The following is an 18,333-nucleotide window of genomic DNA, read 5'->3' as shown; positions in this document are numbered from 1 at the left end:
ATGGACCATTCACCCCTCAGCCTCACGCAATCCCTCATCCGCTGCGCATCGGTGACGCCCGAGGATGGCGGCGCGCTGGCCTTCATCGAATCGGTGCTGACGCAAGCGGGTTTCGAGGTTCACCGGCCTGTTTTCTCCGAGCCCGGCACGCCGGACATCGAGAACCTCTACGCGCGCTACGGCACAGGCGCGCCCTATCTGCTCTTTGCCGGGCACACGGACGTGGTTCCACCGGGCGATCTCGCGCGCTGGCGTCACGATCCGTTCGGCGCGGTGATCGAGGGCGATGAGCTGTTCGGGCGGGGCGCCGTCGACATGAAGGGCGGGGTGGCCTGCATGATGGCCGCCGCCCTGCAATTCGTCGGCGAGCGACCTGATTTCCAGGGCTCTGTCGGGTTTCTGATCACCGGCGACGAGGAGGGTCCTGCGATCAATGGCAGCGTCAAGCTTCTCGACTGGGCGAGGGCTCGCGGGGAGCGCTTCAGCCATTGCATCCTCGGCGAGCCCACGAACCCGGAGGCGCTGGGCGACATGGTCAAGATCGGGCGACGTGGCTCGCTGACGGGCCGGATCGTCGTGTCGGGCAAACAGGGCCATGTGGCCTATCCGCATCTGGCGAAAAATCCGATTCCCGGAATGATGCGGCTGCTCGAGGGTCTGCTGGCCGAGCCGCTTGATCAGGGCACGGCGCATTTCGACGCCACGAATTGCGAGGTGACGACCGTCGACGTCGGCAACCCTGCCCCGAATGTCATCGCGGCTGAAGCGCGCGCGACGTTCAACATCCGCTTCAATGATCTCTGGACGCCCGAAAGCCTGACGGCGGAAATCGAGCGTCGCCTGCGGGAGGCCGCCGGCAACGCGATCGATTACGCGTTGGTTGTGGAGCCGACCAATGCGCTGGCGTTCCTGACGCCGCCCAACGATTTCGTGGCCTTCATGGCGGACGCCATCGAGGCCGAGACGGGCCGCAAGCCCCGGCTTTCGACAACCGGCGGCACGTCGGATGCCCGCTTCATCGTCAAGGATTGTCCGGTCGTCGAATTCGGCCTGGTGGGGCAGACCATGCACCAGGTCGACGAGCGCGTGAAAGTAACCGATCTCGACCGGCTGACGGCTATCTACCGGCGGGTTCTCGACAGCTATTTCGGGGCTGCCGCATCCTAGTGCAGTGATGGCAACGGAAGAGTCCCGATCGGGATTCTGCTTTGGTTGGTCGTGTGCGAGTCTGGGCGAGACCGCCAGGGATTGTTATCAACGTGACCGCCGCGGATCGCGCCTGCTTGAAGCCGTTGTCGCGGACCGCGCGGTCGAATGGTTCTTCAGCCGCCCCGGACCAAGCGCAGACTCAGGCGCGGCGCCTTCCTGGGCTTCGGCGACGTTCAGGCCGCCATCAACCGAGATCTCGCCGAGCATAACCTCGAGCCGAGGCCATTCCCCTGGAAAGCCGACCCCTACGCAATCATCGCCGCCGCAGCCAGAGCGCACCAGGCGTTGGATAGAATCCACTAGCGCGTTTGCCGCCCGAGTAAGAAACACGCCATGGCTGCTCCTTGCATCATCGAGGCCACCGCAAACAGCATTGTCCCATCGAATCCCGAAGTTCCAGATGGCGACATCGTTCGCAGCGCGCCAAAAGCTGCCGGCGCAAAAGAGTAGCTCGCTTGTCCGATCGCAACGATCAGCGGGACGACCCGGGCAACGTCGGCCTTTGCGAACTCGACCTGTGCGATGAGCGGCGGCAGGGATGTGGCATTGCCAATACCTGCACCAAACAGAATGACACCAATGATCATGAGGGGCACGTTGGCATCGCCCGCAATCAAAAAGGTCAATGATCCGACGATCTGCACCGCATAGCTCGCGCAGGCAACGAGACGACGGTCCGCTGAGGCAGGCATGACAAGCCCGACCATAGTCCTGCCTACGATCGCCGCGACTGTTGCGCCCCCCATGGCAAGCCCGGCATTTTGAGGCCCAATTGCCGGGACGAGCAAGGAAAACAGATGTGCAAGAAGGCCAATTTGGGCGAACAGGCCCAGCGCCATCCCTGCGGCTAGCGTCAGGAAACGGCGGTCCCGCCAAAGCGATCCTTTCGGCAAAGCCGCCGCAGCCGAAGGGATGACCGCAGCCGGAACTGGGCTCGGCGGAATGCCATCGGGGAGCTGGTTCAATTGCGCGGGGGATTTCGAAAATACAAAGATCGAGAGTGTAAAAATCACGGCGGCCATGACAATGCCAACCACGATCGCCGCCTTGAGAAAACCGATGGCAAGGATCAGGGCAACCCATAATGGGGAGAAAATTACACCGCCGATACTGGCTCCATTATAGGCCATCGACAGAGCCGCAGGACGAGAACTCACGAACCAGGGAGAGATGATCGCATTGACGGCCGCGGCGCCCATCGCGACCCACCCCACGCCACTCAACAGGGCAGCAGAGAACAGTTGCCACGGCTCGCCGGCAATCGCCCAGCCGACGACCCCGGCCGCAAGCAAGGCTGCCCCAAGACTTGTCACCACGGGAACACCCAGCCTTCGATAAAGGCGCGGCAGATTGGCGATCACCACCGCGCCAATCAAAAAATGCACGGTGACTGCCGCAGAGACCAATGCCACCGACCAGCCGGTCCGCTCGACGACAACTTGCAGGTATATAGGCGGCCCGTAGAAGCCGACACCCCACCCAAATACAGCAAGGACAAAGGTCGCTGCGACCGTATGCCAGCCGAAGAACGGCAGCTTCACTGAAAGAGACGACACACTATGAGCTCCTGATGCGGGTCAGGCGCTTATGGCAGCATCGGAGTGAAAAATGCTTCGGTCCTGACCGAAGCATTCCTGACAATCGCGGGCCAAGACCCTGCCGGGAATGACGGACGCGGATTGTTCGGCAGGCGTCGTCACACTTCAGCATCCCACTTTACTGCGCCCATCCGAACGTCTGCAAACGGGCAGGACCCGCCGCTCTTACCCGAGCCGCGTGGTGCCCTCCGGCGGCCAAACAAGCGTCAGATTCAATCCTCTAGCGGCGCGACGACAGGGGCGGGGAAAGTCGCATACCCATGCGGAACGAAAGCGCCGGCTCCCCGGTTTGCGGTGAAACGCACCACGGGAGCGCAGGATGTTTCTCACGGCCGACGAGGTTCACCGCTCGCTGCGGGGAACGGTGGATCTTCTGCACAGCAAGGTCGAGGGCCTGCAGGCTTTCGACATGTCCGAGCGCGGGTTCTGGCATTCCTTCGCGGCCATCCTGCTGACGCTCCCCGCCTACGTGATCACGCTTGCGCTGGAGCGCATTCGCCTCGGCTACCGGTTGGCGAGCGGCAACGTGTTCGACGGTCTCTGGATCGACCTTGTGGTCGGCCTCGGCCATGTCGCGGGCTTTCTTGCGCTGCCGATGGCGATGATCTTTCTGTCGCGGGCGCTGGGCCTGACCTCCCGCTATGTGCCGTTCGTCGTCGTGACGAACTGGATCGCGGTCGCCTCCATCATGGTGTTGTCGTTTCCGTCCCTGCTGCTGCTGATCGGCTGGGCGACGCCGGCGCTGGCCGGGCTGTTCACCTTTGCGTTCTGCCTGCTCGTGCTGCGGGTGCAGTGGTTCGCCACAAAGTTGACGCTGGGCGTGCCAGGATTGCTGTCACTCGCGATCGTGAGCCTCGGTCTCGTGTTCAACCTGCTGATCGACTCCGCTGTCCACGACGTTCTGGTCTAGGATCGGGTAGGGACGATAATCGACTCCCGTCAGGTAGAGGCCGGTCGACGGCGCCATCGGGCCGCATCGCTTGCGGTCCCGCGCGTCCAGCGCTGCCCGGACATCCGCCACCGACCACCGGCCGGCGCCGGCGCGTTCGAGAGTGCCGACGATCGACCGCACCTGGTGATGCAGGAACGAGCGGGCCGAGGCGTGGACGCGGATTTCGTCGCCGTCGCGCTCAACCTCGAGCCGGTCAAGGGTGCGGATGGGGCTGTTCGCCTGGCATTCGGACGCCCGGAAGGTCGTGAAATCGTGCTGGCCGAGCAGGGTCTGAGCCGCCTCGTGCATGATGGCGGAATCCAGCGGCCAGGCCCGATGCCAGACCCGACTGCGCTCGATGGCCGGTGGCGCCCGCCGGTTGAGAATCCGATAGACGTAGTGGCGCTTGATGGCGGAGAGACGCGCGTTGAAGCCGCCCGCCACCATCTCGGCCGACAGGATCGCCACCGGAACGGCTTTCAGATAGGCGTTTGTCGCGTCCCGCACCGTGTCCGCGCGCCACGCTTTCTCGAGATCCACGTGCACGACCTGATGGGTGGCATGGACGCCCGAATCCGTCCGGCCAGCGCAATGGATGCGCACCTGCTCGCCCGCGAACCGCGCGATCGCATCCTCCACTGCCTGCTGGACGGAAAGGCCATTCTTTTGGTGCTGCCACCCGGTGAAGGGCGTGCCGTCATATTCGACGACCATCTTGTAGCGCGGCATGTCAGAGCGACCGGGTAAGGCCGCCGCCCGAGGCCGTCTGGCGCTGCGGAGCGGCCGTCATGTGAGGCCTGCTCCGGGCGCAAGCCGGATGCCCCGGAGAAACTCCGCGCCGGTGATGGGGCTTTTGCCCGCCCGCTGAACCTGCAGGAGGCGCAAGGCGCCCGTTCCGCAGGCCACCAGACCGTCCGTATCGAGGACCGCGCCGGGCTCGCCCAAACCCGCCTCCACCCGTGTGCGCAACACCTTCACGCGTTCTGTCCCCTTGCCGAAATCGGCCAGGAAATAGGCGGTCGGGAAGGGCGACAGCCCTCGGACCTGATCGTGAAGGACCGTGGCGTCCTGCGACCAGACAAGGAGCGAATCGTCGTTGCGAAGTTTGTGAGCGTAGGTGACCCCATTCTCCGGTTGCGGCGTGAAGCGCAGACCATCCCGCGACAGCGCCGCCAAAGCCCGCACCATCAGGTCGGCACCGAGGCCCATCAGCCGGTCATGGAGTTCGCCGGCCGTCATGTCAGGCGTAATCGCGACACGCTCGGCCATTCCGACCGGGCCCGTATCCAAGCCCTCTTCCATCTTCATCACGGCGATGCCGGTCTCCTCATCGCCCGCCATGATGGCGCGCTGGATGGGAGCAGCCCCTCGCCAGCGCGGCAGGAGGGACGCGTGCAGGTTGAGGCAGCCGAGGCGCGGAATATCCAGGATCGTGCGCGGCAGCAGCATCCCGTAGGCGACGACGACGGCCACATCCGCCTCGTGGTCCTGAAACGTCTCGTTCGCCTCCTCCGTGCGCAAAGTGGAGGGGGTGAAGACCGTCAGGCCGAACTGGTCCGCCATGGTGTGGACGGGCGAGGGTCGCAACGCCAGGCCGCGCCCGCCGGGAGCGGGTGGCCTGGTATAGACCGCCACCACCTCGTGGCCCTGCCCGACGATCTCGGACAGCGTCGGAACGGCGAAATCCGGCGTCCCCATGAAGACGACGCGCAGGCTCATGACCCGCCCGCCTCGCGTCTGGCGGCCTTCTTGAACTTGGTCAGCACACGGTCGCGCTTGAGTTTGGACAGATAATCAATGAACAGCACACCGTTGAGGTGGTCGATCTCATGCTGCACGCAGGTGGCCAGCAGGCCTTCGGCCTCCTGCTCGATCGTCTCGCCGGCGAGGGTCATGTAGCGGAACCGGACTTTCGCCGGTCGCTCGACCTCTTCGTAATATTCGGGGATCGAAAGGCAGCCTTCCTCGTAGGTGCTCAGTTCCTCGGAGCCGGACAGGATCTCCGGGTTGAGCAGCACCATCGGCTGGCGTTCGGTTTCGGATTTCGACACGTCCATGGTGACCATCCGCAAGGGAACCCCGACCTGGATGGCCGCAAGCCCCACGCCCGGTGCATCATACATGGTTTCGAGCATGTCGTCCGCCAGCCGCCTGACCTCGTCGGTCACGGTCTCGACCGCCTTGGAGACAAGGCGGAGCTTGGGATCGGGAAGAATGATGAGCGGTCTTATGGTCATGGTTGCCGGACATAATGGCTTGGCCCGGGATGGTCAAATCGTTCATCTTATGTTCTGATGCGCCGTCAACCGGAATGCGCCGATTCATGAACGACGTCGCCCTCACGCTCGGATCACTTGCTCTCACCTGGCGCGATTGCGTGCTGGGCGCAGGCGTGATGACCATCGGCCTGCTGCTGACCCTGACGCTCCTGCTCCTGCTCCTGCGCGCGCACCGCGCCCGCGAACTGGATGCGGCGATTTCGGACGAGCGGGCGCGGGAGATGGACGACAAGGTCGCCGAGATGACGCGGCTGCAATCGGAAATGACCGGGCGGATGCAGACCGTGGCGGAAATCTTCGGCACGAGGCAGGGTGATTTCGTGCGGATGATCTCGGAACGGATCGATGGGCTGCAGCACCGGATGGGGCAGGGGCTCGAGACCACCAGCCGTCACCAGAACGAAAACCTGTCGAAGCTGCACGAGCGTCTGGCGGTGATCGACGCGGCGCAGCAGAACCTGAAGGATCTCACCGGCGAGATCGTCGGCCTGAAGGACGTTCTGTCCAACAAGCAGAGCCGGGGCGCCTATGGCCAGGGGCGGATGGAAGCGATCATTCGCGACGGCCTGCCGAACGGCGCCTATGCGTTCCAGCCGACGCTCTCGAACCGGACGCGGCCCGATTGTCTCGTGCGCCTGCCGGGCGACGAACGCGGCCTTGTCATCGACGCCAAATTTCCGCTTGAGGGCTTCACGCTCTATCGCGATGCGAAGGGGGACGAGGCGCGCCAGCGGGCGTCGGCGCGGGTGCGCAGCGACATGCTCGTGCATATCAAGGACATCGCGGAAAAGTACTTCATTCCTGGCGAAACGCAGGACATGGCGATGATGTTCGTGCCGGCGGAATCGGTCTATGCGGATCTCGCCGAGTATTTCGACGATGTGATCCAGAAGGCCCATCGCGCCCGCATCGTCATCGTGTCGCCGTCGCTGCTGGGGCTCGCCATCCAGGTGATGCAGGCCCTCGTGCGCGACGCGCGCATTCGCGAAGAGGGGCGGGTGATTCAGGTCGAGGTGCAGAAACTGCTTGAGGATGTGGAGCGTCTCGACGCGCGGGTCGCCAAGCTCGACACGCATTTCCGCCAGGCCCAGGACGATATCGTGCAGGTCCGCACCTCGACCGACAAGATCGTCAGGCGTGGCCGGTCGATTGAAACGCTGGAATTCGACGACGGCGATTCGGCGGCGCAGGCCGAATTGCTTCGCATGCAGGGTCGGAATTTGCGCGCGGTCGACTAGCTCCCTGCGACACGCCTGCGGGCGCGCGTTGGTGGAACCGCCTGCGACGGGGCGGCGTTCCTAGGGTTCAGCCAAACCGAGCCTGCCAGCGTTCCGCGCTGGCCCCGTCCCGTCACGAGAGGATTTGCGCCATGGGCCTTTTTTCAAAAGATATCAAAACGTTGGACGACCTGTTCATCCACATGCTGCAGGATATCTATTACGCCGAACAACAGATCACCAAGGCGTTGCCGAAGATGATCGCGAAGGCGAGCGATCCGCAGTTGAAGCAGGCGTTCCAGACCCATCTCGGCGAGACCGAGGAACATGTGAAGATGGTCGAGCAGGTCTTCCGCATGCACGGTCATGATCCCAAGGGCGTCACGTGCCCGGCCATCGACGGCATCATCGAGGAAGCGCAGGATCTCGCCGGCGAGGTGGCGGATCCGGAGGTCCTCGATGCTGCGCTTCTGGCTGCCGCACAGGCCGTCGAGCACTACGAGATCACCCGCTACGGCACGCTGACCGCCTGGGCGAAGCAACTCGGGCGTGAGGATTGCGCCGGCGTTCTGCATCAGGTGCTGGAGCAGGAAAAATCGACCGATCAGAAGCTGTCGCGAATCGCCGACAGCAAGGTGAACGCCAAGGCGGCCTGAACCCGTCCTCTCGGTCAACGACTGCCGCTCTCCGTAGGGAGGGCGGCATTTTTCGTGGCGTCCGGCCAAGCCAAACTGGCAATGGCCGGACCGCGCGACCCGATCAGATAATCCAGAAATCGGCCGCGACCATTTTCAGGTTCTTTTTGATCACTGCCACTTCCACAGCCTTGGCTTTTCCGGAGCCGTCGACATCGAGGAAGACGATGCCCTTCTTCTTGTCGTAGACGACATAATCGTCCTTGTCGGCCGCCTTTGACCCGATCTTGAAGAACTTTGCGTTGAGCTTGCCGGGCGCGTTCTCGCTGCCCTTGCCGAGCTTCCGGAAGATGGCGTTGTCGAGATAGATTTTATCGTTGGCGACATCGAAATCGATAATGGTGTCGAGGTTAGAGGCCTTGCTCGGTTTCGTATCGAACACGAAGACGTCCTTACCGGCCCCGCCAGTCAGGACGTCTTTACCCATGCCGCCCCACAACCTGTCGTTTCCAGCGCCACCCTCCAGCGTATCGTTGCCATCCTGGCCCCAGAGCGTGTCGTCTCCACCGCCTCCGGTTGTCTTATCGTTGCCGCCGGCCCCGACGATGAGGTTCGCGCTGTCATTCCCGGTGATCACGTCGCCTGCGGCGCTGCCCGTGACGGCGACAGAGGCGCTGCCCGTCGCGGTCAGTGATTCAACTGACACGTCGGCAGCGAGCGCATAACTGACGCTTGTCAGGATCGTATCGGTGCCCTGTCCCGCTGTTTCCCTAACGACGTCGAGGGGATTGTCCACAACGTAAGTGTCGTTCCCCGTGCCGCCCCACAGAGTGTCCGCGCCTGTGCCCCCATCGAGCACGTCGTTGCCGCCTTGACCACGAAGATCGTCGTCGCCGCCATCGCCCGAGAGAACGTCATTGCCGTCGCCGGATTCGTCGATGGTGTCGTTGCCGTCGCCACCATACACCGTATCGTTTCCGGTCGCGCCGAACAGCTGGTCACTGCCGGCACCGCCATTGACCACGTTATTGCCGTCGTTGCCGAAGATGGTGTTGTCGAGTGCATTGCCTGTGGCGCTGACGTCTCCGGCTCCGTTCTCCATGGCGAGGTATTCGACGTTGTCTCCGAGCGTGTAGCTGATCTTGCTGATCACCCGGTCGAAGGTTCCGCCGTTTGCCTCCTCCTTCACCACGTCGCCCGCTGAATCGACGAAGTAGAGGTCGTTGCCGGTCCCGCCGACCATCAGGTCGTCGCCACCGCCGCCCACAATCGTGTCGTCTCCGGCAAGGCCAGTCAGCACGTTGTGGCCGCTATTGCCGGTGATAAGGTTGGCACCGTCGCTGCCGGTCGCGTCGAAACTCCGGGTGCCCTTGATTGTGATGTTTTCGAGCTCAGATCCAAGCGTATAGGTCGCGGCGACAAAAGCATCCGTGATTTCCACCGTGTCGGTGCCGCCACCGGCCGCCTCGGTGATCGTATCCGCGCCATCGATGACATAAGTGTCGTTGCCCTTGCCGCCGATCAGCGTGTCGGCGCCGCCCTTGCCGTCGAGCCGGTTAGCGCCATCGTTACCGGTCAGGGTGTTGGCCGTGTCGTTGCCGGTTCCGTCGATGTTGCCGGCGGCAGCGCTGAGGGTCAGCTCCTCGACATTCGTCGAAAGCGTGTAGCTGACGCTTGTGACGACGCGGTCAAGTCCCTCGCCGGTGGCTTCGGTGATGACCGTGTCGGTCGTCGACACGATGTAGGTGTCGTCGCCGGTCCCGCCGACCAGCGTATCGGCCCCGCCGCCGCCGTCGAGGGTGTCGTTGCCGCCGCCGCCCACAAGGTGGTTCTTGGCAGCGTTTCCCTGGAGGCTGTTGGCGACGTTGTTTCCGGTGGCGTCGATCTCGGCTGTTCCCACCAGCGATATGTTCTCGACCTCGCTGTTGACCAGCGAATAGCTGATGCGTGACCGCACCGTGTCGATGCCCTGGCCTGCGACCTCGACCACCACATCGCCCACATCGTCAATGACGTAAACGTCGTTGTCGAGGCCGCCGACGAGCGTGTCGTCGCCGGCACCGCCGACCAGGACGTCATCGCCGTCACCGCCGACAAGACTGTCGGCCCCGTCATTGCCCTGCAGAAGATCGTCACCCTTGCCGCCGATCAGTGTGTCGAGACCGCCCCCGCCGCTCAGCGCATTGGCGCCGTCGTTCCCGTCATTGTGTTGTCGAGGTTATTGCCGTCAGCGCTGGCGTTAGTGCCGCCCGCCGGTGTCGCCGGCATGACGAAAGTTGTTTCGGTGGCGTCGAGCTCATAGGTGTTTTTCACTGGATCGTAGACAGCCACGCGAATTCTCCTCGGATAAAGAACGTTGCAACGTTTCTAAACAAGGTAGAGGAATTTCGCAATGGTCGCGCCTTTCGGGCGACGGCCCGTCACCTCCCTAAAGCGACAGGCCGTCTTTCAGAAAGCGCGCCAGATCGTCGGTGACGTAGTCGATATGCGGCGTGCGGACGGCTTCCTGCTCGAAGGCCTCCCGGAACGGGTCGGCGGTCTGCGGCACGATCAGGACGGTGGTCATGCCCATCTCGTGCGGCACCGTGAGGTTCTTGGCGATGTCCTCGAACATCGCCGCCCGTGCCGGTTCGACCACGTGCTTCTCGAGGAATGTCTCGTAGGCGCGCCGGTCGGGTTTGGGCACGAAATTGGCAGCCGCGATGTCGAAAATATCCTCGAAGCGGTCGAGAATGCCCAGCTTGCGAGCCACATTCTCGGCATGTTTGCGGGATCCGTTGGTAAGGATCAGCTTGCGACCCGGGAGCTTTTCGATGGCCTCGCCCAGGTGCTCATTCAGCTCGATGCCGGCATGGTCGATATCATGGGCAAAATCGAGGAAATCATAGGGATCGATATCGTACTCGTCGATCAGCGCCCGCAGCGTCGTGCCGTGCTTGTGATAAAAGTACTTCTGCAGCGCGCGGGCCGACAGGCCGTCGAGTCCGAACATGTTCGCGATGTAGAGGGTGATCCGCTCGTCCACCTGCGGCCAGATGCGCGATGTGTGCGGATAGAGCGTGTTGTCGAGATCGAAGATCCAGGTGTCCACATGCGCGAAAACGCGAGGATCAGGGATCGGGAGAATCTCGCCGGAGACGGGAAGGGCTTTCATGGAATCCAAAGATGACAATGGGGCCATCGCGGCCCCATTGCTCCAATATACGTCCGCCCCGGGGCGATTTAAAGGCCTCAGGTCCGGCGGATCAGGGTGCCGGCGCCGTGATCGGTGAAGAGTTCGAGCAGCACCGAATGGGGCACCTTGCCGTCCAGAATGACGACCGCCTCGACGCCCCGCTCGAGGGCGTAAATGCAGGTCTCGATCTTGGGGATCATGCCGTCGGTGATGGTGCCGTCCGCGATCAGCCGGCGGCAATCCTCGATCGTCATTTCCGGAATGAGGTTCTTGTTCTTGTCGAGAACGCCTGGAACGTCGGTCAGGAGCAGCAGGCGCTTGGCCATCATGGCGCCCGCAATCGCTCCCGCGAAGGTATCGGCGTTGACGTTATAGGTCTGGCCATCCTGGCCTACCGCAACGGGCGCCAGCACGGGAATCAGCTCCGCGCTCAGCACCTGGTCCAGCACCGCGCGGTTGACCTTCTCGGGCTCTCCGACGAAGCCGAGATCGAGCACCTTCTCGATATTCGAGTCAGGATCGACCACGGTCCGGGTAACCTTGCGGGCCGTGACCATGTTGCCGTCCTTGCCGCACAGGCCAACGGCCTTGCCGCCTTCGGCGCCGATCCAGCCGACGATCTGCTTGTTGATCGACCCAGCCAAGACCATTTCGACGACCTCGACGGTGGCCTGATCGGTCACCCGCAGGCCCGCCTTGAACTCGGATTTGATGCCGAGTTTTTCCAGCATCTTGCCGATCTGTGGGCCGCCCCCGTGGACGACGATCGGCTTGATGCCGGACTGCTCGAGAAGAACCACGTCCTCGGCAAAATCTTCGGCTGCAGCCCGATCGCCCATGGCGTGGCCGCCATATTTGATCACGACGACCTGCTGGTCATAACGCTGCATGTGGGGCAGGGCCTGCACGAGCACTTCCGCCTGGACGTGCACGTCCGGCAGCTGATCGATCGGGGACGGCGATTCGGACATGGACGGCTCCGGCATGGGCGGTGAACGAAACGGGTTGCCTTCTAGCCCAGCGCCGCCCGTCTGGAAACAGGCGCTTCAGGCACGGGGGCGAACAAAACCTGCGGCAGCGATCAGGATCCAGCCCAGCATGAGCAGAACGCCGCCGGTCGGCGCGGCCATGGGCGCCAGCGCCTCGCCGGAGAGCGCGCGGCGCGAGAGGTCACCGCAGAACAGGATGAGGCCGACGACAAGCACATAGCCCGCCAGCCGACCGATCTTCGGATGGACGAAGCCGCCGGCCACAAGGGCCGCCATGGCGAGAAGGACAGGCGCATGAAAGAGCAGGAACTGCGCGGCGATCTGGAGAGATCCGCTGCCCGTGACATGGGCGGCTGCCGCCGAGAGGGCGACGCCGAGCAGGCCGGACAATGCGCCAAGCGCGAGGAGCATCCGTTCCGGCAGGCTCATCCGGCGCCCCGTTCGCTGAGAAGGCGCGCAACGGAGGTGCGCAGGTCCGCGATGCCGGTCCCGAGCCTGCTCGAGGTGGGGATGATCTCGGGGAACGCCGCGGCGCGCTTGGCGATATTGGCGGCCGTTTCGGCAAGCCGTTCCTCGATCCCGCCGGGTTTCAGCTCGTCGGCCTTGGTCAGGATGATCTGGTAGGAGACCGCGGCCTTGTCGAGGGTTTCGAGCAGGACCTCGTCGACCGCCTTGATGCCGTGTCGGGCATCGATGAGCAGGTACACCCGGCCGAGGGTCGAGCGGCCGCGCAGGTAGTCGTGGATCAGCTTGGTCCAGGCCGCGACCTTCGCCTTTTCGACGGCGGCATAACCGTAGCCGGGCATGTCGACGAGATGGAACCGCCCGCCGATGTCGAAGAAATTGAGTTGCTGGGTCCGGCCAGGCGTGTGCGATGTCCGGGCCAGCGTGTTGCGGCCGGTCAAGGCATTGACAAGGCTGGACTTGCCGACATTCGAGCGGCCCGCAAACGCGATCTCCACCTTCGACATGGGCGGGAGGTTGGACAGGGAATTGGCGGCCCAGATGAAATCCGCTTCGCCCGCAAAAAGCTTCCGGCCGGATTCGATAAAGGGATCGGTGTCAGGTTCGATGTCGGTCATCGCCCCTTATCGACGCTCCTGCGCCGTTCTTCAAGGCGCATGGCGGGTGGCGCGCCTGATCGTCAGCGCCAGAACGGTGGCATGGCGCGCAGGCGGAAGGCCAGTCGCTGCGAATCGGCCATCAGGCCAAGCCTGAGACTGGCGGTCTCGTTCCCGTCGTCGTCGGCCGATCGGCCGAGGACGCGATCCCCGGCCACGATGTCGTTCAACTGGCCCAGACTGTCCTGCAGCCCCTCAAGGACGATTGCCAAGGCTGCCCGGCGCCGCGTCGCCTGCCGGCCTTTGAAAGCCCCGGCGACAAATTCCGAGCCATAGCGCAGGGCCTTGATGCGCAGGCGCAGTTTGTGACGCGCCTCTGGCGTCAGGGAATCCAGATGCTTGAGCGTGCGGCGGATCTGTTTCCAGCGTCGTGACAGCGCCTTGGCGGTCAATTCCTCCACCGGCTGCGCGCGCGCCGCTGCGGTCTTGTTGCCGGCGTGCGACAGCCATCGTCCCGATTCGATCCAGACGGCCGTATTCAGCAGCACCCGGCCAAAGCGGGGCCTTCCGAGGTCCCACAACAGGTCGGCATAAATCGCGCGACGGCGATCCGCGATGGCGACGTGCTCGGAGACCAACCCGCCAGATGCAGCCCGCTGCTGCAGAACGTCGATGTCGCGCGCCGGCCCCGAGAGCCGCGCCGCCCATTGCAGGCCCTTCCTGATCCGCTTGGATTGTTTGCCGGCGAGCATCGGCCTGAACAGCCCGACCAGGGTCTTCAGGCGGCGAAAGCCCACGCGCATCTGGTGGAGCGCTTCGGGATCGCCGAAGGATCGCACCAGTTCTTCATTGTGAATGATCTGCGCCAGGGCCTCCCGGGCCATGGCCTGAAAAGCGGGAGCGCTCGGCGTCCCCTTGGTGACGGACGGGCAGGCGGCTTTGACCGGATGGCCGCCGGCCGCCGACAGGAGGCGGTAACCGCGCTCCGATTTGGCCACCAGACTGAGGCGAAGCGGACCCGCCTTCGAGAGTTTGCGCGCCAGTCGGAACAGGTCCTCCGGTTCGCCGCGCAGCAATTCAAGCTCGATTTCCGTCGTCGGTTGGGAGCGTCGACCGGCCTTGACCACAGCGTGGTCGAGCGCGCATTCCACCGCAAAGCCGTCTGTTTCGATCAGGAAGGCCTGACGGCGGGTTTCGACAGCAAATCGCTTCTGGATCCGGTCCCGGATCATTTCACTCTTGAGAATGCGGCGAAGGGGTGTTCCGCGCGCCGCCGCGAAATCGAGGCCGCCCTCCACCTCGGATTCCCACTCTCCGCGGTCGAAGGCAAGGCCGCGGGCGCGGGTTGCCTTGATCGTCTGCACGGTGCGGCCGCGGCGCCTGCGCAGGCGGAGCGCGATACCGGCGCGGCGCAGGTCCTCTTCGGGGGTGTCGAAATAAGTGGCCAGGAGCAGCCCGCTTTTGTCACGCAGGGGCTTTGCTGCGGCAATCAGCGGATGGGCCATCAGATGCGCGAAGGCGACAGGCTCGCAGGCGAGCTTCAACTCGCGCTCCCGGAACGCGCCGCGTCCGGGCTTTGCGCTGTCGCGCTTTGGCGAAATATTCATGCAGCCATGGCCCAGGTCCTACGAGACGATCTCTCATATAGGCGCTGCGACGTTCCGCCTGTCGAGGGGTTTTGACAGATGGCGGCAGGGCAAAAAAAATCCCCGGCGGAACCGGGGATTTCTGATCTCTCATTCGGTCTCTTCAGCCCTTGGCAGGGCTCTTTTTGCCGAACATGCCGCGCACGTTGTCCCAGAGTTCGATCTTCACGCCGTTGCGGCGCATGATGAAGCCCTGCTGGGTCACCGACAGAAGGTTGTTCCAGGCCCAGTAGATGACGAGACCCGCGGGGAAGGATCCGAGCATGAAGGTGAAGATCACCGGCATCCACGCGAAGACCTGCTTCTGAACCGGGTCCGGCGGTTCCGGATTCATCTTCATCTGCAGCCACATGGTGATGCCCATCATGATGGGCCACGCGCCCAGCATGAGGAAATGACCGATGACCGGAACGGAGCCCGGATTGTAGGGCAGCAATCCGAAGAGATTGAAGATCGAGGTGGGATCGGGCGCCGCCAGATCCTTGATCCAGCCGAAGAACGGCGCGTGGCGCATCTCGATGGTGACGAACAGCACTTTATACAGGGCGAAGAAGACCGGGATCTGGATCACCACCGGCCAGCAGCCGGCCACCGGGTTGATCTTCTCCTTCTTGTACAGCTCCATCAGCGCCTGTTGCTGCTTGACCTTGTCGTCCTTGAAGCGCTCGCGGATCGAAGCCATTTCGGGCTGGACCGCTTTCATCTTGGCCATCGACGCATAGGATTTGCTGGCCAGCGGAAAGAAGAAGATCTTCAGGATGACGGTCACGATCAGGATAGCCACGCCGAAGTTGCCGACGAGGCGGTAGAAGAAGTCCAGCACCTTGAAGAGCGGCTTGGTGATAAAATAAAACCAGCCCCAATCGATCAGCAGGTCGAAATTCTTGATCTTGTACGTGTCGGCATACTGGTCGACGGTCGCGACTTCCTTGGCGCCTGCAAACAGCCGCTGGGTCATCTCGGTGGTCGCACCGGGCTGGAGCACCTGCTGGGCGCCCAGCACGTTGGCCTGATAGACCTTGCCGGTCGGGTCCTGGCGCGCGGTGAACGAGCCCTGGTAGGGCTGGCCCTGGTCCGGAACGACGGCCGCTGCCCAGTATTTGTCGGTAATGCCGAGGAACCCGCCGACGGCGTTGTCCCATACCCGCCCGACGGTGTTCGGCGCCGAGAGCGCGCCTTCCTTGTCGAGCTTGGAATAGGTGAATTCCTGAAGGCCTTGTTCGCCGAGGACACCGATCATGCCTTCATGGAGAACGTAGTAGCCCAGGGTCGTGGGCGTCCCGTGCCGCGAAACGAGGCCATAGGGATGCAGCGTGACAGGGGCGCCGCCACGGTTCTGGACCGAGTCCTTGACCGTGAACATGAACTTGTCGTCGAGGGAAATCACCCTGCGGAAAATCAGGCCCTGGTTGTTGTCGTAAGAGAGGGTCACGGGGCTGTTTTGCGTGAGCGACGGCTTGTCGGCGGTCCAGATCGTGTTCGGGCCTGGCAGCGCGTCGGGCTGCGCACCGACCCAGCCGAACTCGGCATAATAGGGGTTCTGCGTGCCGGTAGGCGAGAACAGGATGATGTTCGCGCTCTTCGGGTCGACGGTCTCGTGGTAAGTTCTCAACGCCACGTCGTCGATACGGCCGCCGCGCAGATTGATCGACCCGAGGACCGAGGGTGTGTCGATGGCGACCCGCGGCGAGCGGGCGAGGGCGACGTCTCGGGCCTCGATGGCAGAGGCTGCCGGGGCGTTCGGGACGGTGCCGGGCACGGACGCGGACGGTCCGCCGGCCTGGCTTGGCGTGGCGGGGGCGTTGGGCGCGTTGGGGTTGACCTGTGCTGCCTGCTGCTGTGTCGCGACGCGGTGCCTTTCGGCCTCCGGTGCCGCGAAGAAATATTGCCAGCCGATCAGAATCGCCATCGACAGCGCGATAGCCACGATGAGGTTCTTGTTTTCGTTACGCATGGGTCTGTCCGCGCCGCTCGCCGTTGATGGGAGGTGAGGAGGAGGGGGGACGGTCCTCCGACCGTGTGCTCTTGGGCTTCGTGACGACCCGCAGCGCCCGCCGAAGATCGTCGATCAGCACGTCATAGTCAGCGGTCAGGATGTCGCGCCGACCGATGATCACGATATCCGCATCGATGTGGCGGTAGTCGAGGCCAGCCTTCTGGCAGACCGTCCGAAGCCGTCTCTTGATGCGATTTCGCTCCGTTGCGTGGCCGACGCGCTTGGTGACGGTCAATCCGAACCGAATTCCGAAAGCCGCCTCTCGCAGGCGACCCTGCACCGTCATTCGATCGGTATGAAAGCGGCGGCCCGAGGCCGCCGCGACGAAGTCTGGTCGTTTCGTCAGGCGCCCGATCAAACCTGCGCGAGGCTCGCGCACCGGGCCGTCCAAGACGCTTTAAGCCGACAGGCGCTTGCGGCCGTGAGCGCGGCGAGCAGCGATCACCTTGCGGCCGCCCTTGGTTGCCATGCGCGCGCGAAAGCCATGGCGGCGCTTGCGAACGAGCTTGCTCGGTTGATAAGTCCTCTTCACGGCACTTCTCCGGTCGAATGAGGGGCAGCGGTGCTCACTGGCTCGCGCCCGTCTGAATTAGAGGGCTTTCGCCCCGAAACTGTTTCGAAAATACGATCAGCGCCCAAATGAGCGCTGTCAGATGCGGGCTTATGGCGGAACAAGGCCTCAAAGTCAACGCTCGTCTCGGCTTTCACGCGGCGCGAAAACAAGCCTTGGACCCCGATGGTGATCTGGGCAACGGCCCGGGAAACGCCACATAAGGCAAAAGCGCGCGAAGGGGAAATGGTGGGCGAAAAAGTCAAAGAAGCCGACCAGGGTCTCCGGCGAGCCCGGCTGCTTCGCTATCTGCCGCCGCTTCTCGTGGTCCTCGCCGTGGGCGTCGCTTTCTCGAGCGGGCTCCACCATGCCCTGAGTTTCGAGACGCTCGTGGCCCATCAGAACGCCATCCGGGCGGTGGTCGCGGCTCACCCGGTATGGGCCGCATGCCTCTATGTGCTTGTCTATGCGTCCATCGTCACGCTTTCGATCCCCGCTTCGATCTTCCTGTCGATGACGGGCGGCTATCTGTTCGGCTGGGCGATCGGCGGAGCTCTGGCGGCGGTTTCGGCCACACTGGGGGCGGGCAGTATCTTCCTCATCGCCCGCACGTCGATCGCGGAGCCGCTGCTTCGCAGGGCGGGCTCCCGAATCCAGAGACTGGCAGCGGGCTTTCGCGCCGACGCGTTTTCCTACCTGCTGTTCCTGCGCCTGCTGCCTGTGATGCCGTTCTGGGTGACCAACCTGGCAGCTGCCCTGTTCGGCATGCGCCTGCGGACGTTCCTGATCGGAACGCAGCTGGGTGTCATCCCGATCTGCTACGCCTTTGCGGTTGCAGGCTCCGGGCTCGATACGGTGATTGCCGCACAGGAGCGGATGCTGGCGGCGTGCAGGCTGGCCGGCCGCAGCCCTTGCGTCCTGGATTTTCATCCGGAAAGCTTGCTCAGTTGGCAACTCGTGCTAGCTCTGGCGGTGCTTGGCATCCTGGCCCTTGGTCCGATCCTGGCGAAACGATGGCAGGCGCGGCGCAGGGAGACGGACGGGTGA

General features: G+C 63.6%; 19 protein-coding genes and 1 pseudogene. 5 read left to right on the top strand and 15 right to left on the bottom strand.

Annotated elements, in window-relative coordinates:
• The gene (gene dapE, locus J4G32_RS06380; RefSeq protein WP_210485263.1) at positions 1-1,167 is read left to right on the top strand and encodes a succinyl-diaminopimelate desuccinylase; all 1,167 of its coding nucleotides are present in this window, start codon (positions 1-3) and stop codon (positions 1,165-1,167) included.
• A gap of 341 nt (positions 1,168-1,508) precedes the next feature.
• Here the strand turns inward: dapE and J4G32_RS06375 are convergent, their stop codons facing one another.
• On the bottom strand, positions 1,509-2,765 hold the full coding sequence (locus tag J4G32_RS06375) for an MFS transporter (RefSeq protein ID WP_343232594.1): 1,257 nt from the start codon (positions 2,763-2,765) through the stop codon (positions 1,509-1,511).
• Positions 2,766-3,126: 361 nt separating this feature from the next.
• Here J4G32_RS06375 and J4G32_RS06370 point away from each other — a divergent pair, with 361 nt between their 5' ends.
• The gene (locus J4G32_RS06370; protein ID WP_210485262.1) at positions 3,127-3,717 is read left to right on the top strand and encodes a hypothetical protein; all 591 of its coding nucleotides are present in this window, start codon (positions 3,127-3,129) and stop codon (positions 3,715-3,717) included.
• Here the strand turns inward: J4G32_RS06370 and truA are convergent.
• Genes truA through def form a run of 3 tightly spaced genes read right to left on the bottom strand, consistent with a single transcriptional unit; the run spans position 3,643 to position 5,975 of the window.
• On the bottom strand, positions 3,643-4,467 hold the full coding sequence (truA, locus tag J4G32_RS06365) for a tRNA pseudouridine(38-40) synthase TruA (protein ID WP_210485261.1): 825 nt from the start codon (positions 4,465-4,467) through the stop codon (positions 3,643-3,645). The genes J4G32_RS06370 and truA overlap by 75 nt on opposite strands.
• Before the next feature lie 57 nt (positions 4,468-4,524).
• Positions 4,525-5,457, bottom strand: coding sequence for a methionyl-tRNA formyltransferase (fmt, locus tag J4G32_RS06360; protein WP_210485260.1), 933 nt, complete (start codon positions 5,455-5,457; stop codon positions 4,525-4,527).
• Complete coding sequence (gene def, locus J4G32_RS06355; RefSeq protein ID WP_210485259.1) at positions 5,454-5,975, bottom strand: peptide deformylase; 522 nt, start codon at positions 5,973-5,975, stop codon at positions 5,454-5,456. The genes fmt and def overlap by 4 nt, the downstream gene beginning before the upstream one ends.
• 86 nt (positions 5,976-6,061) lie before the next feature.
• Here def and J4G32_RS06350 point away from each other — a divergent pair, with 86 nt between their 5' ends.
• On the top strand, positions 6,062-7,255 hold the full coding sequence (locus J4G32_RS06350; protein ID WP_210485258.1) for a DNA recombination protein RmuC: 1,194 nt from the start codon (positions 6,062-6,064) through the stop codon (positions 7,253-7,255).
• A 131-nt stretch (positions 7,256-7,386) separates the two neighbouring features.
• The gene (locus J4G32_RS06345; protein WP_210485257.1) at positions 7,387-7,890 is read left to right on the top strand and encodes a YciE/YciF ferroxidase family protein; all 504 of its coding nucleotides are present in this window, start codon (positions 7,387-7,389) and stop codon (positions 7,888-7,890) included.
• Positions 7,891-7,993: 103 nt separating this feature from the next.
• Here J4G32_RS06345 and J4G32_RS06340 read toward each other — a convergent pair whose 3' ends face one another.
• From J4G32_RS06340 to rpmH, 11 genes and pseudogenes are all read right to left on the bottom strand, one after another.
• Entirely contained in the window at positions 7,994-9,859 is a 1,866-nt protein-coding gene (locus J4G32_RS06340; protein WP_210485256.1) for a calcium-binding protein, read from the bottom strand.
• Positions 9,860-9,898: 39 nt separating this feature from the next.
• Positions 9,899-10,021, bottom strand: a pseudogene (locus tag J4G32_RS22170) (calcium-binding protein); the annotation flags it as partial.
• 23 nt (positions 10,022-10,044) lie between these two features.
• Positions 10,045-10,200, bottom strand: a complete 156-nt coding sequence (locus tag J4G32_RS06330; protein ID WP_210485255.1) for a hypothetical protein — start codon at positions 10,198-10,200, stop codon at positions 10,045-10,047.
• A 97-nt stretch (positions 10,201-10,297) separates the two neighbouring features.
• Positions 10,298-11,023 carry a pyrimidine 5'-nucleotidase gene (locus J4G32_RS06325; protein ID WP_210485254.1) on the bottom strand — a complete coding sequence of 242 codons (726 nt, stop codon included), beginning with the start codon at positions 11,021-11,023 and terminating at the stop codon, positions 10,298-10,300.
• A gap of 77 nt (positions 11,024-11,100) precedes the next feature.
• Positions 11,101-12,015 (bottom strand): acetylglutamate kinase, encoded by a 915-nt coding sequence (gene argB / locus J4G32_RS06320; RefSeq protein ID WP_210485253.1) that lies wholly within the window; start codon positions 12,013-12,015, stop codon positions 11,101-11,103.
• 75 nt (positions 12,016-12,090) lie between these two features.
• Positions 12,091-12,462, bottom strand: coding sequence for a DUF423 domain-containing protein (locus tag J4G32_RS06315; protein ID WP_210485252.1), 372 nt, complete (start codon positions 12,460-12,462; stop codon positions 12,091-12,093).
• Positions 12,459-13,115 (bottom strand): ribosome biogenesis GTP-binding protein YihA/YsxC, encoded by a 657-nt coding sequence (gene yihA / locus J4G32_RS06310; RefSeq protein WP_210485251.1) that lies wholly within the window; start codon positions 13,113-13,115, stop codon positions 12,459-12,461. The genes J4G32_RS06315 and yihA overlap by 4 nt, the downstream gene beginning before the upstream one ends.
• Before the next feature lie 62 nt (positions 13,116-13,177).
• Positions 13,178-14,701 (bottom strand): CYTH and CHAD domain-containing protein, encoded by a 1,524-nt coding sequence (locus J4G32_RS06305; protein WP_210485250.1) that lies wholly within the window; start codon positions 14,699-14,701, stop codon positions 13,178-13,180.
• Positions 14,702-14,843: 142 nt separating this feature from the next.
• Entirely contained in the window at positions 14,844-16,694 is a 1,851-nt protein-coding gene (yidC, locus tag J4G32_RS06300) for a membrane protein insertase YidC (protein ID WP_210485249.1), read from the bottom strand.
• Entirely contained in the window at positions 16,687-17,115 is a 429-nt protein-coding gene (rnpA, locus tag J4G32_RS06295; protein WP_210485248.1) for a ribonuclease P protein component, read from the bottom strand. Before rnpA ends, yidC begins: the two co-directional genes overlap by 8 nt.
• An 18-nt stretch (positions 17,116-17,133) precedes the next feature.
• Entirely contained in the window at positions 17,134-17,268 is a 135-nt protein-coding gene (gene rpmH / locus J4G32_RS06290; protein WP_027314822.1) for a 50S ribosomal protein L34, read from the bottom strand.
• A 264-nt stretch (positions 17,269-17,532) separates the two neighbouring features.
• Between rpmH and J4G32_RS06285 the strand changes: the two genes are divergently transcribed.
• Positions 17,533-18,333, top strand: coding sequence for a TVP38/TMEM64 family protein (locus tag J4G32_RS06285; protein WP_210485247.1), 801 nt, complete (start codon positions 17,533-17,535; stop codon positions 18,331-18,333).

This window comes from Microvirga antarctica (assembly GCF_017921815.1).
Taxonomy (GTDB): Bacteria; Pseudomonadota; Alphaproteobacteria; order Rhizobiales; family Beijerinckiaceae; genus Microvirga; species Microvirga antarctica.
This window is presented reverse-complemented; position numbering and strand designations above follow the sequence as displayed.

Excerpts from the sequence above, each read along its gene's own strand:
- J4G32_RS06345 (WP_210485257.1), top strand. The coding sequence starts at position 7,387 with ATGGGCCTTTTTTCAAAAGATATCAAAACGTTGGACGACCTGTTCATC.
- dapE (WP_210485263.1), top strand. The coding sequence starts at position 1 with ATGGACCATTCACCCCTCAGCCTCACGCAATCCCTCATCCGCTGCGCA.
- argB (WP_210485253.1), bottom strand. The coding sequence starts at position 12,015 with ATGTCCGAATCGCCGTCCCCGATCGATCAGCTGCCGGACGTGCACGTC.
- J4G32_RS06305 (WP_210485250.1), bottom strand. The coding sequence starts at position 14,701 with ATGAATATTTCGCCAAAGCGCGACAGCGCAAAGCCCGGACGCGGCGCG.
- yidC (WP_210485249.1), bottom strand. The coding sequence starts at position 16,694 with ATGCGTAACGAAAACAAGAACCTCATCGTGGCTATCGCGCTGTCGATG.
- def (WP_210485259.1), bottom strand. The coding sequence starts at position 5,975 with ATGACCATAAGACCGCTCATCATTCTTCCCGATCCCAAGCTCCGCCTT.
- J4G32_RS06350 (WP_210485258.1), top strand. The coding sequence starts at position 6,062 with ATGAACGACGTCGCCCTCACGCTCGGATCACTTGCTCTCACCTGGCGC.
- J4G32_RS06370 (WP_210485262.1), top strand. The coding sequence starts at position 3,127 with ATGTTTCTCACGGCCGACGAGGTTCACCGCTCGCTGCGGGGAACGGTG.
- fmt (WP_210485260.1), bottom strand. The coding sequence starts at position 5,457 with ATGAGCCTGCGCGTCGTCTTCATGGGGACGCCGGATTTCGCCGTTCCG.
- J4G32_RS06325 (WP_210485254.1), bottom strand. The coding sequence starts at position 11,023 with ATGAAAGCCCTTCCCGTCTCCGGCGAGATTCTCCCGATCCCTGATCCT.
- J4G32_RS06285 (WP_210485247.1), top strand. The coding sequence starts at position 17,533 with ATGGTGGGCGAAAAAGTCAAAGAAGCCGACCAGGGTCTCCGGCGAGCC.
- truA (WP_210485261.1), bottom strand. The coding sequence starts at position 4,467 with ATGCCGCGCTACAAGATGGTCGTCGAATATGACGGCACGCCCTTCACC.
- J4G32_RS06315 (WP_210485252.1), bottom strand. The coding sequence starts at position 12,462 with ATGAGCCTGCCGGAACGGATGCTCCTCGCGCTTGGCGCATTGTCCGGC.
- yihA (WP_210485251.1), bottom strand. The coding sequence starts at position 13,115 with ATGACCGACATCGAACCTGACACCGATCCCTTTATCGAATCCGGCCGG.